This window comes from Microbacterium sp. ER1, assembly GCF_023383675.1.
Taxonomy (GTDB): Bacteria; Actinomycetota; Actinomycetes; order Actinomycetales; family Microbacteriaceae; genus Microbacterium.
This window is the reverse complement of record NZ_QCXO01000129.1, coordinates 40,341-55,162: the sequence shown is the minus strand read 5'-3', so window position 1 is coordinate 55,162 and position 14,822 is coordinate 40,341. Positions and strand designations below refer to the sequence as shown.

The following is a 14,822-nucleotide window of genomic DNA, read 5'->3' as shown; positions in this document are numbered from 1 at the left end:
CTGGAGCGCATGACCGACGTGCTTCCCGCGGGCCTCGCGCTCGACGACCTCAGCCCCGACATCCGCCCGCAGGACGACCTGTATCGCCACGTGAACGGCGCCTGGATCGCTCGCACCGAGATCCCCGGGGACAAGGCGCGCTGGGGCTCCTTCCATCTGCTGGCCGAGCAGGCCGAGAAGGACGTCCGTGCGATCGTCGAGGAGTCGCAGGAGGCGGAGGAGGGCACCCTCGCCCGCAAGATCGGCGACCTCTTCGCGAGCTTCATGGACACCGACCGCATCGCCGCCGCCGGCGTGACCCCGCTGGCCGAGACGTTCGCCGAGATCGACGCGATCGACGGCATCCCGGCCTTCCTGCGCACCGTGGGCACCTACGACCGGGAGGGCCGGGCGGCGGTGATCGGCCTCTACGTCGACGGCGACCCCGGGAACCCGGAGCGCTACCTCCCGGTGCTCGTGCAGGCCGGGCTCTCGCTGCCGGACGAGAGCTACTTCCGTCTCGACACCTTCGCGGAGACCCGCGCGGCGTACCGGGAGCACCTGGAGCGCCTGCTCTCGCTCGCCGGCGTGACCGATGCCGCGGCGCAGGCCGAGCGCTCCATCGCGCTGGAGACCGAGCTCGCCGGACACCACTGGGACAACGTGCGCAGCCGTGACGCGGTGGCGACCTACAACCTCAAGACGTGGGACGAGCTGCAGGAGCTCGCCGGCGTCGACCTCAGTCCGTGGCGCGAAGCCGTGACGCCGACGAACCCGCAGGCGTTCGACGAGGTCGTCGTCGCGCAGCCGAGCTTCTTCGAGGGGCTGGGCGCTCTGCTCACTCCCGAGCGGCTGGACGACTGGAAGGCCTGGCTGCGTGCGAAGGTCGTGCACGCGGCTGCGCCCTACCTCACCGACGAGCTCGTGCAGGAGAACTTCTCGTTCTACGGCACCCAGCTCACCGGCGTCCCCACGATCCGCGAACGCTGGAAGCGCGGCGTCTCCGTCACCGAAGGGGCCCTGGGCGAGGCGATCGGCAAGGTCTACGTCGAGCGGCACTACCCGCCGACGGCGAAGGCGGCCATGGACGAGCTCGTCGCGAACCTCGTCGAGGCCTATCGGCAGAGCATCGAGACCCTGGAGTGGATGACCGCGGAGACCCGGCAGCGGGCGCTGGCGAAGCTGGACGCGTTCACCCCGAAGATCGGCCACCCCGAGGTGTGGCGTGACTACTCGGCCCTCGTGATCGACCGGACCGATCTCCTCGGCAACGTGCGCCGCGCGGCGATCTTCGAGCACGACCGCAACATCGACAAGGTCGGGAAGCCGATCGACCGCACTGAGTGGCACATGCCGCCGCAGATGGTGAACGCGTACTACAACCCCTCGATGAACGAGATCGTCTTCCCCGCGGCCATCCTCCAGTACCCGTTCTTCGACGCCGGACGGGACGCGGCCGCGAACTACGGCGGGATCGGCGCGGTCATCGGGCATGAGATCGGCCACGGTTTCGACGATCAGGGCAGCCGATACGACGGCGAGGGGCGCCTGCAGGACTGGTGGACCGACGCGGATCGCGCGGCCTTCGAGGAGCGCACGAAGGCGCTCATCGCGCAGTACGACGCCCTCGTGCCGGAGGGACTGGACGCCGAGCATCACGTGAATGGCGCCCTCACCATCGGTGAGAACATCGGCGATCTCGGCGGCCTCGGGATCGCGCTGAAGGCGTACGAGCTGTCGCTGCGGGCCGATCCGTCGGTGCCGGAGCCCGTCGAAGGGCCGGTCATCGACGGCTACACCGGTGTGCAGCGGCTGCTCCTGTCCTGGGCGCAGGTGTGGCAGCAGAAGAGCCGCGAGGCCGAGACGCTGCGCCTGCTGACGATCGACCCGCACTCGCCCAACGAGTTCCGGTGCAACCAGATCGTCCGCAACATCGATGCGTTCTACGACGCCTTCGGCGTCACCGAGAAGGATGCCCTCTGGCTGCCGGAGTCGTCCCGTGTGACCATCTGGTGACGAACCTCCGGACTCTGTGAGGCACGCTCCGGCGGTGGGGTTACGATAGCCCTGCCGCCGGGCGCCCCTTCCCGGATGTGCAGTATCCCTCCCCCTCCTGAAGGACCACGCGTGGGTGCGACCGACCCTGGTGACGCGTTCCGGAACCCCTCGGCTCCCGGAGCGTCCGGGAGCGCGCCCGAGTCGTCCAGCGGTCGCCGTTCGCAGCGGCCGGGAGCCCGTCGGCTGCCGCGCCGCGTGGCCGTCGGCCGGCGGTCGTTCACGTCGACGCTGAAGGCCCTCGAGGGCCTCGCGAACTCCGGGGCGCAGGTGTCGGTGCATGTGGTCGACCTCGACTCCCATGTGCACGTGCTGGCGGGAGACGACCACGTCACCATGCCCGTCGCCGGGCTCGGTGTGGTCCCGCTGCTCATCGAGGTCGCGGCCGCGTTCGAGTCCGGCGCCCTCGACCCTCTCGAGATCGTGGAGCGCACGAGCGTCGAGGCCGTGGAGAGCTCCGGACTGTGGCGGCACCTGCGGGCCCCGGCCCTGCCGTTGGAAGATCTCGCCGTACTGGCCGCGACCGCCGGCGATCCGATCGCCGTGAACATCCTGCTGGAGAAGGTGGGGCACGACCGGGTGCGCGAGCGCATCGAGGGCTTGGGCCTGCGTCGCACCGCCCTGCTCGACCGGTTCCGCGACCGCCGCGGTCCGGACGACGCCCCGCAGGTCGCGGTGGGGTCGGCGCGCGAGCTGGCCGGGCTGTTCTCCGCGCTCGTGAACTCCCAGGTCGTGGATGCCGCCGTCAGCGCCCAGGTGTCGGAGTGGCTCAGCCTCAACCAGGACCTCAGTCTCGTGGCCGCCTCGACCGGGCTCGACCCCTTCGCACACGAGCACGACGCGCACGGCCTGCTGTTCGTGAACAAGACCGGCCGCGACCGGGGAGTGCGCGCTGAGGCGGGCGTGCTCGCGGGGCCGCGGGCCGGTGTCGCCTACTCGATGATCGTGTGCTTCGACGACCTGTCGATCAGCCACCGCCTCCGCGCGCACGACGCCTTCCGCGTGCTCGGCGTCGAGCTCATGGAGTACACGCACTGACCCCGCCTGACCCCGCGCAGGCATCCGCGCCGCATCAGGCTTCCAGAGTGACAACGAGCCTGACCTCCCGCGGTCGCCTGACCTCGCGTGTTCCCCTTCTCCCACGTCCCCGGAATCCCACACGCGAGCGCAGGCATCCGCGTGGCATCAGGCGTCGGGGTCGCACCCGGCCTGATGTCGCGCGAGCGCCTGGTCGAGGCCACGGGCGGCTAGCATCGGGGCATGCCTCATGCCTGGACCCCGCACCGCCGCGACGACGGCGAGCTGCTCGGCTGGATCCATCCGGAGGGCGAGGACTGGATCGCCGTCGATGTCCTCGGGCGCAGGGTCTTCGGCCCGGGCGAGTGGCTCGACGCGGAGGCCGCGCTGGAGGACCACGGCATCGCCTGGCTCGCCGATCCGTGGATGCTCGAGGGGGAGGGTGACCGCCCGCTGCGGGTGCGCATCCTCGAAGTGACGCCGGACGACGAGGGCACGCCGGGGCGCATCGTCGTGAAGGTCGACGACTTCGGGGACATGACCCGTCCCGCGACCGCGCAGTTCACCCTGCCGTGGCCGCTTCCCGCCCGGCTGCGGCCACCGCGTGCCGACGACCCGGATCCGCGCACGATCTCCCGCTGACCCTCCGCCGCAGGTCGCAGATCCGCCGTAGGTCGCACGTTCTGCGGGAATCTCTGCGATCTCGATGCAAATCAACGACCGCCGAACGGGTTAGCGCAGGGAGGGGTGCGGCTCCTCGGCGCGCCGTCGCGGGATGAACAGCGACAGGACCACGGCCAGGATGCCGGCGGCGATCGCGAGCCAGAAGCAGACCTCGAACGCGGCCCGTGTCGGCACGGCCACCCCGCCGACGTCCACGCTCATCGCCGCGAGCACCCCGCCCATCACGGCCGAGGCCGTCGAGGTGCCCACGGAGCGGAACAGCGCGTTGAGGCCGTTCGACGCCCCGGTCTCGTTCGCGGGCACGGACCGCATGATGATCATGGGCATCGCGGCGAAGGTGAACCCGATGCCGACGCCGATGAAGATGTTGGCGACGAAGATGTGCCACACCTCGGTCGACCACAGCAGTACGAAGACGTAGGCGAGCACGATCGCGATGGCCCCGACGGTGAAGAGCGGGCGCGGCCCCACGGTGCGCTCCAGCCACCCGGACAGCGGGGAGATCACCATCATGACCAGACCCGCCGGCATGATCACGAGCGACGCGGCCACCATGTCGAGCCCGAAGCCGGCGCCGCCCACCGCCGGCATCTCCAGCATCTGCGGGAACGTGACATTCGAGGCGAACAGGGCGAAGCCCATGCCGATGGCGGCGATGTTCGTGAAGAGCACGGCGGGCCGGGCCGCGACCCGGAGGTCGAGCAGCGGATCGTCCGTGCGCAGCTGGTACCAGCCCCACAGCAGCAGCACCGCCACGCCGCCGATCACGCAGACGAGGGTCAGCGGCGCCGTCCAGCCCCACTCGGCGCCGCGCGACACGAACAGCAGCAGGCCGGTGAGGCCGATGGCGAGTCCGATGGCCCCGAGCACGTCGAGGCGCCCGGGGGAGCGGAGCACGTCCTCCGGCACCACGGCGAGCACCAGCAGCAGCCCGAGGACTCCGAGGGCGGCGGCGAGCCAGAACAGCATGTGCCAGTCGGCGTTCTCGGCGAGCAGCGCGGCGACGGGCATGCCGATCGCCCCGGCGACGCCCATGGTGGCGCTCATCAGGGCCACCGCGGTGCCGAGGCGCTCGGGCGGCAGCACGTCGCGCATGATGGCGATGCCGAGGGGCACGACGCCGGTCACGGCCCCCTGGAGGGCGCGGCCGATGATGACGCCGACGATCGATCCGGAGAGCGCGGCGATGACCGATCCCACGATGAGGATCGCGAGGAGCGCGATGACCACCCGGCGTTTGCCGTACATGTCGCCGAGACGGCCGGAGATCGGGGTCGCGACGGCGGCCACGAGCAGGGTGATCGTCACCACCCAGGTGGTGTCCTCGCGCGAGGAGTTCAGCAGCTGCGGCAGCTCGGCCTGCAGCGGCACGACGAGGGTGAACATGAACGAGGAGCACAGGCCCGCGAACGCCAGCACCGCGATGATCGCCCACCGCGGAGGGGTACGGGAGAGGCGTTTCCTGGCTCTGTCGTCGTTCGCACCCACCGGCTCAGGCTATCGGCGTTCCCGGAGGGGAGGGGCCGATGTGGTTGCATGGCCGGATGACCGACGACTCCGCGCCCGCGCAGCACCCCGCCGACTCCGCGTACCACCGCCGGCTCCCGATCGGCGAGGTGCTCGACGCCTCGGCGCTCGCGGAGGGGCTGCCCTGGGCGTTCGAGAGTGTCACGATGCGGCCGCTCGAGCCGATGCTCGTGCCGGAGAAGCCCCGCGCCGGCGAGCACGACCCGGCCGCATGCGGCCACTGCGGTCCGAGCGTGCACACCATCTGGCACGACGACCTCTTGCAGGTGCGTGCCGGGTGGGACGTCGGCGGTCTGCCCTTCATCGGCGGGGTCGCGCCGCGCGAGCACTGGCTCCTGGAGAACGCGCCGCAGGACGTGCTCGCCGCCCTCGGGCCGCTGATGCAGCGCGTGTCCGAGGCGGTGAAGAGCATCCCCGGCGTCGCCCGCTGTCACTTCGGGCGCTGGAACGACGGCTCCGCGCACATGCACATGTGGGCGCTGGCCCGACCGGCCGGGATGATGCAGGGACGCGGCGCGGTGCTCGCGTTCTGGGACGGGATCCTGCCGCCGCTGCCGGCGGACATGGCCGAGGACCACCTCCGCATCGTCGCGGAGGCGCTCGCCGCGGGCGGGGGCGAGGCCTTCCCGTACCGGTGAGCCGGAGTCGGTTTCCGCGAACGGGCGGAGGAGGGGCAGACTGGGATCGTGCGAACCATCCGCGATCTCGACACCGTTGAACTCATCCTCGACGCCCAGAGCCTGCTCGACTCCATCCGGGGCCCGCAGCGCGTGGTGGACGCCGGGACCCTCCGTGCCCTGCAGCAGTCGGGCAACTACGTCGTCGGCTTCTTCGACGGCGAGGGCGACGAGGAGCGCATGGTCGGCGCCTCGATCGCCTTCTTCGGCGAACCGGCCCGCCGCGCCATGCACTCGCACATCACGGCTCTGCTGCCCGAGTACCGGGGGCGCGGATGGGGCCGTGAACTCAAGGAGCACCAGCGGCAGTGGGCGTTCTCCCGCGACGTCGGCCGCATCACCTGGACCTTCGACCCGCTGGTCGCCCGGAACGCGCACTTCTTCCTCACCGTCCTCGGCGCGCGCGCCACGGGCTACTCGGTGAACCGGTACGGCATCTTCGGCGGCGGCGACGCGGGCGACGAGAGCGACCGCCTCGACGTCGAGTGGGCGCTTGCGGACATCGCCAAGCCCCCGGCGGAGGACGCCGTCGTCGAGACGCTGGAGATCCCGGACGACATCGAGGGCATGCGGGAGTCCGACCCGGCGGCCGCGCACGAGTGGCGGCTGCGGCTGCGCGCGCAGATGGAGGGGCTGCTCGGCAGCGGCCTCCACATCGCGGGCTTCGAGACCGGCCGGGGCTACCTCTTCACCGCGTGATCGCCGGGGCCGTCACCGCACGCCCCGCATGAGCCGCAGCACGGGCTTCACGCTCAGCAGCAGGCCGATGCCGACGAGGATCGCGATGCCACCGAGGATCGAGAAGTACGGCACCTCGTTCTCCGGATCGTAGAACTTCACGAGCTCGCCCGAGATGGCGGTGCCGAGGGCGATCGACAGGAAGAACAGCGCGACCATCTGCGTGTGGAACACGGCCGGGGCGAGCTTCGTCGTCACCGACAGCCCCACGGGCGAGAGCAACAGCTCGGCCACCGTGAACACGAAGAGGATGCCGACGATCGCGAGCAGCGGCGTCGAGTTCGCACCGCCGCCGGAGAACGGCAGGAACAGCAGGAACGCGGAGCCCATGATGATCGCGGCCAGCCCGAACTTGACGGGGGTCGACGGCTGGCGCGTCCCCAGCTTCGTCCAGATGGCCGCGAAGACCCCGGACAGGATGATGATGAACACCGGGTTGATCGACTGCACCCACGACACCGGCATCTCCCACCCGAACAGATCGCGGTCGAGGCGCTTGTCGGAGTAGATCGTCAGCACCGTGAACTGTTGCTGGTACAGCGACCAGAACGCGACGCTGGTGAGGAACAGCGGCAGGAAGCCCCAGACACGCGAGCGCTCGGTGGCGTCGATACGGCGACTGCCGAGGATCACCGCGAAGTAGGCGACGGCGGCGACCACCGTGACCACGATCACGATGGTGGCGAGGTTGTCGGCCTGGATGACCCCGGTCAGCACGAGCACCGCGATGACGACGACCGCCCCGACGGCGATGCCGGCGACCAGCGGATAGCGCGAGCGGGGGAGCGGGTTCGGCACCGCGCGCGCGGAGGCGGGCAGGCCGCGGCGGCCGAACGAGTACTGCACGAGACCCAGGGTCATGCCGAGGGCGGCGAGGCCGAATCCCCAGTGGAAGCCCAGGGTCGACTGCAGCAGCCCGGTGAGGATCGGACCGAGGAACGCGCCCAGGTTGATGCCGAGGTAGAACAGCGAGAACCCGGCGTCGCGCCGCACGTCGTCCGGACGGTACAGCGTCCCCACGACCGACGTCGCGTTCGCCTTCAGGCCTCCCGAGCCGAGGGCCACGAGCACGAGTCCGACCCCCACGCCGACGAACCCCGGCAGGAGGGCGAGGGCGAGGTGGCCCGAGACGATGACGATGGCGCTGACGAACAGCACCCGCTCGGAGCCGAACAGCCGATCGGCGAGCCAGGCCCCGAGGATGGTGGACAGGTACACCGAGCCGCCGTACGCGCCGACGATCCCGCCCGCCACCGCCTCCGGAAGGCCGAGACCGCCATCGGCCACCGAGAAGTACAGGTAGATGAGCAGGATGCCCTGCATGCCGTAGAAGCTGAAGCGCTCCCACATCTCCACGCCGAAGATGTGCACGAGCGACCACGGCTGTCCGAAGAAGCGGGTGTCCTCGTCGCGGGAGGCGGGCGGCTGCGCGGTGGTGCTCATGCGTGGGACGGTACTCCTCCCGCGGGTCCCGCGGCCAGGGGTTGCGCTCCGGCCCCGGATAGAATGGGGGTGCCCGTGCTCACGGGCATTCTCCGCATCCGACCATTGGAGCCACCGTGGCCGAACAGTCCCGCCTCGACAAGGTCATCGCCCTCGCCCGCCACCGCGGTTTCGTGTTCCAGGCGGGTGAGATCTACGGCGGTTCCCGGTCGGCCTGGGACTACGGACCCCTCGGCACCGAGCTGAAGGAGAACATCCGGCGGCAGTGGTGGCAGACCTTCGTGCGCGGCCGCGGCGACATGGTCGGCCTCGACTCCAGCATCATCCTGCCGAAGCGCGTGTGGGAGGCCTCGGGCCACGTCGCGACCTTCACCGACCCGCTCGTCGAGTGCCTGCAGTGCCACAAGCGCTTCCGTGCCGACAACCTCATCGAGGACTTCGAGGCGCGCAAGGGTCGCAAGGCCGAGAACGGTCTCGCCGACATCCCCTGCCCGAACTGCGGCACCAAGGGGCAGTACACCGAGCCGAAGGCCTTCTCCGGTCTGGTGAAGACCTACCTCGGCGTCGTCGACGACGAGTCCGGCCTCTACTACCTGCGCCCCGAGACCGCGCAGGGCATCTTCGTGAACTTCTCGAACGTGCTCACCGCGAGCCGCAAGAAGCCGCCGTTCGGCATCGGCCAGGTCGGCAAGGCGTTCCGCAACGAGATCACCCCCGGCAACTTCATCTTCCGCACCCGCGAGTTCGAGCAGATGGAGATCGAGTTCTTCACGCCGCCCGCCGAGGCGCCGCAGTGGTTCGACCACTGGGTCGAGGCGTGCTGGAACTGGTTCATCGACCTCGGCATCGACCCGGAGAACATGCGGCAGTTCGACGTGCCGGAGGAGGACCGCGCGCACTACTCGGCCGGCACCATCGACGTCGAGTACCGCTTCGGCTTCGCGGGCAAGGAGTGGGGCGAGCTCATGGGCGTCGCCAACCGCACCGACTACGACCTCTCCAGCCACAGCGAGGCCTCCGGCCAGAGCCTGACGTACTTCGACCAGGCCACGGGCGAGCGCTACACGCCGTACGTGATCGAGCCGTCGTTCGGACTCACCCGCGCGATGATGGCCTTCCTCGTCGACGCGTACGTCGAGGAGCAGGTGCCCAACGCCAAGGGCGGCACCGACACCCGCACCGTGCTCAAGCTCGACCCGCGCCTGGCTCCGGTCAAGGCGGCGGTGCTCCCGCTGTCGCGCAACGAGAACCTGTCGCCGCTCGCCCGCGAGGTGGCCGACACACTCCGCGGTTCGTGGGCCGTCGACTTCGACGACGCCGGTGCGATCGGTCGTCGCTACCGCCGCCAGGACGAGATCGGCACGCCGTTCTGCGTCACGGTCGACTTCGACTCGCTCGACGACCGTGCCGTGACCGTGCGCGACCGCGACACGATGGCGCAGGAGCGCGTCCCGATCGATGAGCTGCACGCCTACCTGGCGGAGCGCCTCCGCGGCGCCTGACGTGACGGCACCGGGGGGAGCCGGCGCACGGGGAGAAGCCTCGCCCGTGCGTCCGGTCGCGGCCATCGTGCTCGGGGCGCTCGCGGTGTCGTGGATGATCCTCACGGTGCTCGACCTGCGGGAGAACGACGGCGCCGGGCCCATCATCGCGATGTTCGGCCTCCCGGCGCTCGCCGCCGCGGTCATCATCCAGATCGTGATGACGCGGCTGGGGGACCGGAAACGCGTGCCGAAGGCCGTGTTCTGGTGGGTGCTCGCGGTGCTCCCGCTGGGGACCCTGGCGGGCTTCGTCGTCGCGATCCTCCGCGACCCGGGCTACTTCGTCGCCGACGAAGGCCCCTGGATGCTCCTCTGGGTGCCGGTCTTCATCGTCGTGGGGCTGCTGCTCGGCGCCCTCGTCTGGTTCTTCTTCGTGTTCCCGCTCGTCTCGCTCGTGACGGTGATCCGCCTGATCGCGCGCGGGGAGGCGAAGCCCGGCGCCCTCATCATGCCGATCGTGCTGCTGAGCCTCGGCGTGCTGAGCATCGTGGGCGGACTCTCGATCGACACGGACAGCAGCGGCCGCGCGTCGTGGGGATCGATCATCGCCGCGTTCCTCGGCCTCCCTGGGAACTACGAGGTGATCTGGGAGCCCGGCCTCTGGATCGTCCGCGGCATCGTCCTCGCGATCGTCCTCCTCTTCGCCCTCCCCGCCGCCCACTCCAGCCTCTCCTCACTCTCCTCCCTCCCTCGCAGTCGCCGTTGACGCCGAGACCCCGGGTTCTCGCCGAGACCCCGGGGCGCGGGCGGGGGTACGTCGGGGTCTCGCCGGGAAGGCGGGGTCTGGCGGGCGTGGAGTGACCCTGCTATGGTCGCTCCTCGTGGGTACTCTGATTCGCTAGATCGGGACGCCGCGTCGAGAGCTCTTCTCCGCGGTGGGTCCTGAGCGAACGCGCCCGACTCCGGGTGCGGTCGAGGTTCCTGTTCCCCGCGTCATCGACGCAGATCCCGGCGGTGCGCGTGCGCCGCTGGAGAGGATCCCTCATGTTCCCTGTACTCTCGACCCCTTCCGACTCCTCGGCCCGCGCTCATCGCGAGTGCGCGCTACAGGCCGCCTCCGTCCGATTCGCCGACCGACTCGTGCTGGACCGGATCGACCTCGTCGTCGGCCCCGCCGACCGCCTCGCCGTCATCGGGGACAACGGCGCCGGGAAGTCGACGCTGCTCGATCTGCTCGCCGGTGTTCTCGCGCCGACGGCCGGGGAGGTGCGGCTCGACCTTCCCGGCGGGATCGCGCATGCCCGGCAGAACCCGGTGTTCGCGGACGGAGCGACGGTGACTGACGCCATCGACGAGCTCCTCGGCGACCTCCGCGCGCTGGAGCACGACCTCGCCCGTGCGTACGACCTCCTCGCCGCCGCGACCCCTTCCGAGCGTGCGCAGCAGATGGCCGCCGTGGCCCTGTTGCAGGACCGTTTCGAGTCCCGCGGCGGATACGAGGTGGACCGTCGCATCGACACCGCCCTCGAACAGCTCGGGGTGGGCGGGCTGGACCGCGGGCGATCGGTGGCCGCGCTGTCGGGCGGAGAGCGGGCGCGGCTCGCTCTCGCGGTCGCCCTCTCTTCCGGAGCCGAGCTCCTGCTCCTCGACGAGCCCACGAACGACCTCGACGACCGGGCGCTGACCTGGCTCGAGGACCGTCTCGCGGCGCATCGGGGAGCGCTGGTGGTCGTGACGCACGACCGTGACTTCCTGGACCGTTTCGCGACGGCCGTCGTGCAGGTGGAGGACGGTCGGATCCGTCGCTACGGCGATGGTTACGCCGGGTTCCTGCGGGCGCGCGAGGCCGAACGCCGGGCGGCGGTCGCGCGCCACGAGGAGTGGAAGGCCGAGGTCGCACGCACCGAGGCCCTGCTCGCCGCCAACGCGTTCCGGCTGCAGGCGATCCCGCGGAAGCTCGAACTCGACGGTTTCGGTCACGGCGCGTTCCGGGCGCGGAGCCGCGACCACGGTGCCGTCGGGCGCATCCGCATGGCGAAGGAGAGGCTGTCGCGGCTGCGGGAGAACCCGTGCCCGGCGCCGCCCGAGCCCCTGCGATTCACGGTCGCGGCAGAGGGTCCGGAGTCGCTCGGCGGGCCGCTCCTGACGCTCGATGCCGTCTCCGTCCGCGAACCGGGACGACGGCTCGCCGTGTCGCCGTGGACGATCGAGGCCGGTTCGCGGTGGCTCGTGACCGGGCCGAACGGAGCCGGGAAGACGACACTCCTCCGTCTCCTCGCCGGCGAGCTCCTCCCCGCATCCGGGACGCTCGTCCGCGGGGACCGGACGCGGATCGCGTTCCTCCGGCAGGAGGTCGACACGCGCCTGCGGGGTTCCGCCGTCGAGGTCTTCGCAGCTCGGACCGGGACGCCGCCGGCGGACGCGCAGGACGCTCTCCTGGCTCATGGACTCTTCCGCGGGTCGGAGGTGGACCGCGACGTGCGGGCTCTCTCCGTCGGGCAGCGTCGGCGGCTGGATCTCGCGGTCGCCCTGTCGTCGCCATTCGATCTGCTGCTGCTCGATGAGCCGACGAACCATCTCGATCCCGAGCTCGTGGAGCAGCTCGAGCACGCTCTCGCGGACCACCCCGCCGCCGTCGTCACGGTGACGCACGATCGGCGGTGGCGTCGTCACGCGGCGGACGCACAGCGCGTGCAGGTTGACGAGGGGGTGGCTACCACCTGAGACCCCGCCTTCCCGCCGAAACCCCGGGCTCCGCACGTCCGCCCCCCGGGGTTTCGGCGGGAACCCGGGGTCTCGGCGACAAGACGAGAGCTACGACGTGACGGTCAGCTGCATGTGCGCATCGCCGCCGGACTCCACCCAGGCGCGCGAACGCTCGAGGATTCCGCGCAGCACGACGAGGTCGACCTCGTCGAGGTCCTTGAGGTAGAGGCAGCCCACCCCCGTCGTGTGCGGGCCGAGCGCGCCGAGAGCCTCCGCGTGGGCGTCCACCCCGTCGAGGAGGTAGATCGTGGTCGCGGCCTTCCGGGGGGCGAAGCTCAGAATGCCGCTGTCGCCCTCCGTCCCGGTGGGGTAGCGGTAGTGGCAGGAGCCGAACCCGATGATCGACCCCCAGGTCTGCGGCTCGCGCCCGGTGATGTCCTGCAGGAGAGCGGTCAGCGTCTCCGCATCACGGCGACGCACGGCCGGGGAGGAGCGGGCGATCAGGTCCGCGACGTCGTCCCCGGTCGGCTGCACTACTTCGCCGCCTTCGCCGCGGCCTTCATCGCCTTCTTGTACTCGCGCACCTTCGTCAGCGACTCCGGCGACACGATGTCGGCGACGCTGCGGTACGACCCGTCCTCGCCGTAGGGCGCCGAAGCCTCCCGCCAGCCCTCGCCGGTGAACCCGTACTGCTTGCCGAGGAGGGCGAGGAAGATCTTCGCCTTCTGCTCACCGAAGCCGGGAAGGGCCTTGAGCCGCTTGAGCACCTCGACGCCGCTCGGCTGGGTCCCTGAGCCTGTCGACGGGCGCGTCCACAGGGCCGCGGCATCCCCGTCCCAGTCGTCGACGAGCGCCTGGCACAGGGTCTGCACCCGCGTCGCCATGGAGCCGGGGAACCGGTGCACCGCGGGGGTCTGGCGGAAGGCCTCCAGGAACTCCTCGGGTGCCATGCCCGCGATCGCCGCAGCATCCGCGGCTCCCGTCCGCTGCTCGATCTTGAGCGGTCCGGTGAACGCGGTCTCCATGGGGATCTGCTGGTCCAGCAGCATGCCGATCAGCAGAGCCGTCGGGTTCTCGGTCAGCAGGGCGTCGGCGGCGGTGTCTCCGGTGATGTGAAGGGCCATGCCTCCAGTCTCCCACCCCGCCGGATCAGGCTGTGGCGGCGTCTTCGACCGTGTCCGCGGCAGGGGTGATCCCGTACAGCGTCGACAGCGCGGCGGCGAACTCGTCCGCGCGACCGGCGGCGGCGAGCTCATGAGCCCGCACGGTCGGCGTGTGCAACAGCACGCCCGAGAGGTGCCGCAGCGCCTGCTCGACCTTGCCGTCCTCGTCGCCACGGGCACGGGCGCGGTCGATCTCGCGCTCCAGCAGCTCGAAGATGTGCGAGCGGAAGGCGACGACCGACGGGGTCACGCTCTGGCGGGCACCGACCACGTGGAAGGTCTCCGCGGCTTCGCGGACGACGCTCCGGGCGGCATCCGTCGCCTGCAGCTCCTCCAGCGGGGCGTGCAGGCGGATGGTCTCCAGGTCGAGCAGCGCGACGCCCTCCAGCGCAGCCACGGCCGGGTCGACGTTCCGCGGCATGCCGAGGTCGACCACCAGCCGGCTCGGGACCCCGGTGGTGCCGCTGGTCGCGGCGACGGGGCAGCCCGCGGCGGCGAGGCCGACCGGCAGCTGCAGGTGCTCCGGGCCGAGCACGGGCTCGGTCGCGGTGGTGCAGGTGATCAGCAACGTGGAGTGCGCCGCCGTGCGCGCGTACTCCTCGGCCGGCACCGGGCGGATGTCGTGCTTGGCTGCGAAGATCTCGGCGCGGCCGGAGGGAGAGTAGACGGAGATGTCGACGGCGCCGCGCTCGCGCAGGGTCGCGAGGGTGACGGCCGCGTAGGCGCCCGTGCCGACCAGCAGCACGCGCTCGGCGGACCAGTCGGCGATGCGGCTATCAGCGAGCTCCAGTGCGAGACGCACGAGCGAGCGACCGGCGCGGCCCAGAGCGGTGACGTTCTTGACCTTGCGCTGCGCCTGGCTCGCGCGCTGGAACAGCCGCTCGAGCTCGGGGGAGGTGGTGCCGTCCTTGCGGGCCGACTTCAGCGCCCGACGGACCTGGCCGGCGATCTCACCCTCACCGGAGACGACCGACTCGAGGCCGGAGGCGACGGAGAAGAGGTGCTCGGCAACGCGGCGACCGGAGTGCACGGCGTAGGCGCCGTCGAGATCGGCAGCGGGGATTCCGGTCGCGGACTCGACCGCCTCGATGACGGCTTCCACGCCGATGGCGCCGGCCGCGGTCACCGGCTCGTCCATCTCCACGTACGCCTCGAAGCGGTTGCACGTCGCCAGGACCACGGCACCCTGCACGCACGGCGCCATGCCCACGATGGTGGGAGCGACGTCGTCGGGGGTGCGGCTCAGGCGTTCGAGCAGTTCGAAGGAGGCGGTCTTGTGACTCGCCGTCACACACAGCAGCACCCTTCGATTGTACCCGAGCATCCGAAGCCGGGACTCGGCTGCTCCCTAT

General features: G+C 71.0%; 13 protein-coding genes. 8 read left to right on the top strand and 5 right to left on the bottom strand.

Features of this window, described 5'->3' with window-relative positions; translation table 11 throughout:
- The first annotated feature begins 9 nt into the window (after positions 1-9).
- The 3 genes from BV453_RS05865 (at position 10) to BV453_RS05855 (ending at position 3,693) form a co-directional block, all read left to right on the top strand.
- Entirely contained in the window at positions 10-1,995 is a 1,986-nt protein-coding gene (locus BV453_RS05865; RefSeq protein WP_025104890.1) for a M13 family metallopeptidase, read from the top strand.
- 111 nt (positions 1,996-2,106) lie between these two features.
- A complete protein-coding gene (locus BV453_RS05860) occupies positions 2,107-3,072 on the top strand; it encodes a serine hydrolase (protein WP_025104889.1) in 966 nt (321 codons plus the stop codon).
- A gap of 222 nt (positions 3,073-3,294) precedes the next feature.
- The gene (locus tag BV453_RS05855; protein WP_249521105.1) at positions 3,295-3,693 is read left to right on the top strand and encodes a hypothetical protein; all 399 of its coding nucleotides are present in this window, start codon (positions 3,295-3,297) and stop codon (positions 3,691-3,693) included.
- Between the two features lie 90 nt (positions 3,694-3,783).
- On the opposite strand, the gene BV453_RS05850 is transcribed toward BV453_RS05855, so the two are convergent.
- Positions 3,784-5,223, bottom strand: a complete 1,440-nt coding sequence (locus BV453_RS05850) for an MFS transporter (protein ID WP_249521104.1) — start codon at positions 5,221-5,223, stop codon at positions 3,784-3,786.
- Positions 5,224-5,279: 56 nt separating this feature from the next.
- On the opposite strand from BV453_RS05850, the gene BV453_RS05845 reads away from it, so the two are divergent.
- Together BV453_RS05845 and BV453_RS05840 are read left to right on the top strand one after the other, a co-directional pair.
- Positions 5,280-5,900 (top strand): hypothetical protein, encoded by a 621-nt coding sequence (locus BV453_RS05845; protein WP_249521103.1) that lies wholly within the window; start codon positions 5,280-5,282, stop codon positions 5,898-5,900.
- A gap of 48 nt (positions 5,901-5,948) precedes the next feature.
- Positions 5,949-6,638: a GNAT family N-acetyltransferase gene (locus BV453_RS05840; protein WP_025104885.1), complete on the top strand. Its 690-nt coding sequence runs from the start codon at positions 5,949-5,951 to the stop codon at positions 6,636-6,638.
- 12 nt (positions 6,639-6,650) lie between these two features.
- Here BV453_RS05840 and BV453_RS05835 read toward each other — a convergent pair whose 3' ends face one another.
- Positions 6,651-8,120 (bottom strand): peptide MFS transporter, encoded by a 1,470-nt coding sequence (locus BV453_RS05835; protein WP_025104884.1) that lies wholly within the window; start codon positions 8,118-8,120, stop codon positions 6,651-6,653.
- A gap of 116 nt (positions 8,121-8,236) precedes the next feature.
- Between BV453_RS05835 and BV453_RS05830 the strand changes: the two genes are divergently transcribed.
- From BV453_RS05830 to BV453_RS05820, 3 genes are all read left to right on the top strand, one after another.
- Positions 8,237-9,622 carry a glycine--tRNA ligase gene (locus tag BV453_RS05830; protein ID WP_025104883.1) on the top strand — a complete coding sequence of 462 codons (1,386 nt, stop codon included), beginning with the start codon at positions 8,237-8,239 and terminating at the stop codon, positions 9,620-9,622.
- 46 nt (positions 9,623-9,668) lie between these two features.
- On the top strand, positions 9,669-10,367 hold the full coding sequence (locus BV453_RS05825) for a hypothetical protein (RefSeq protein WP_249521102.1): 699 nt from the start codon (positions 9,669-9,671) through the stop codon (positions 10,365-10,367).
- 278 nt (positions 10,368-10,645) lie between these two features.
- Positions 10,646-12,325, top strand: a complete 1,680-nt coding sequence (locus BV453_RS05820) for an ABC-F family ATP-binding cassette domain-containing protein (RefSeq protein WP_249521101.1) — start codon at positions 10,646-10,648, stop codon at positions 12,323-12,325.
- 90 nt (positions 12,326-12,415) lie between these two features.
- On the opposite strand, the gene BV453_RS05815 is transcribed toward BV453_RS05820, so the two are convergent.
- From BV453_RS05815 to BV453_RS05805, 3 genes are read right to left on the bottom strand one after another with little or no spacing between them, the layout of a single operon-like run.
- Positions 12,416-12,841 (bottom strand): DUF1801 domain-containing protein, encoded by a 426-nt coding sequence (locus tag BV453_RS05815; protein WP_249521100.1) that lies wholly within the window; start codon positions 12,839-12,841, stop codon positions 12,416-12,418.
- Positions 12,841-13,431, bottom strand: coding sequence for an HhH-GPD-type base excision DNA repair protein (locus tag BV453_RS05810; RefSeq protein ID WP_249521099.1), 591 nt, complete (start codon positions 13,429-13,431; stop codon positions 12,841-12,843). Before BV453_RS05810 ends, BV453_RS05815 begins: the two co-directional genes overlap by 1 nt.
- 25 nt (positions 13,432-13,456) lie before the next feature.
- The gene (locus BV453_RS05805) at positions 13,457-14,773 is read right to left on the bottom strand and encodes a glutamyl-tRNA reductase (protein WP_249521098.1); all 1,317 of its coding nucleotides are present in this window, start codon (positions 14,771-14,773) and stop codon (positions 13,457-13,459) included.
- Positions 14,774-14,822 lie beyond the last annotated feature (49 nt).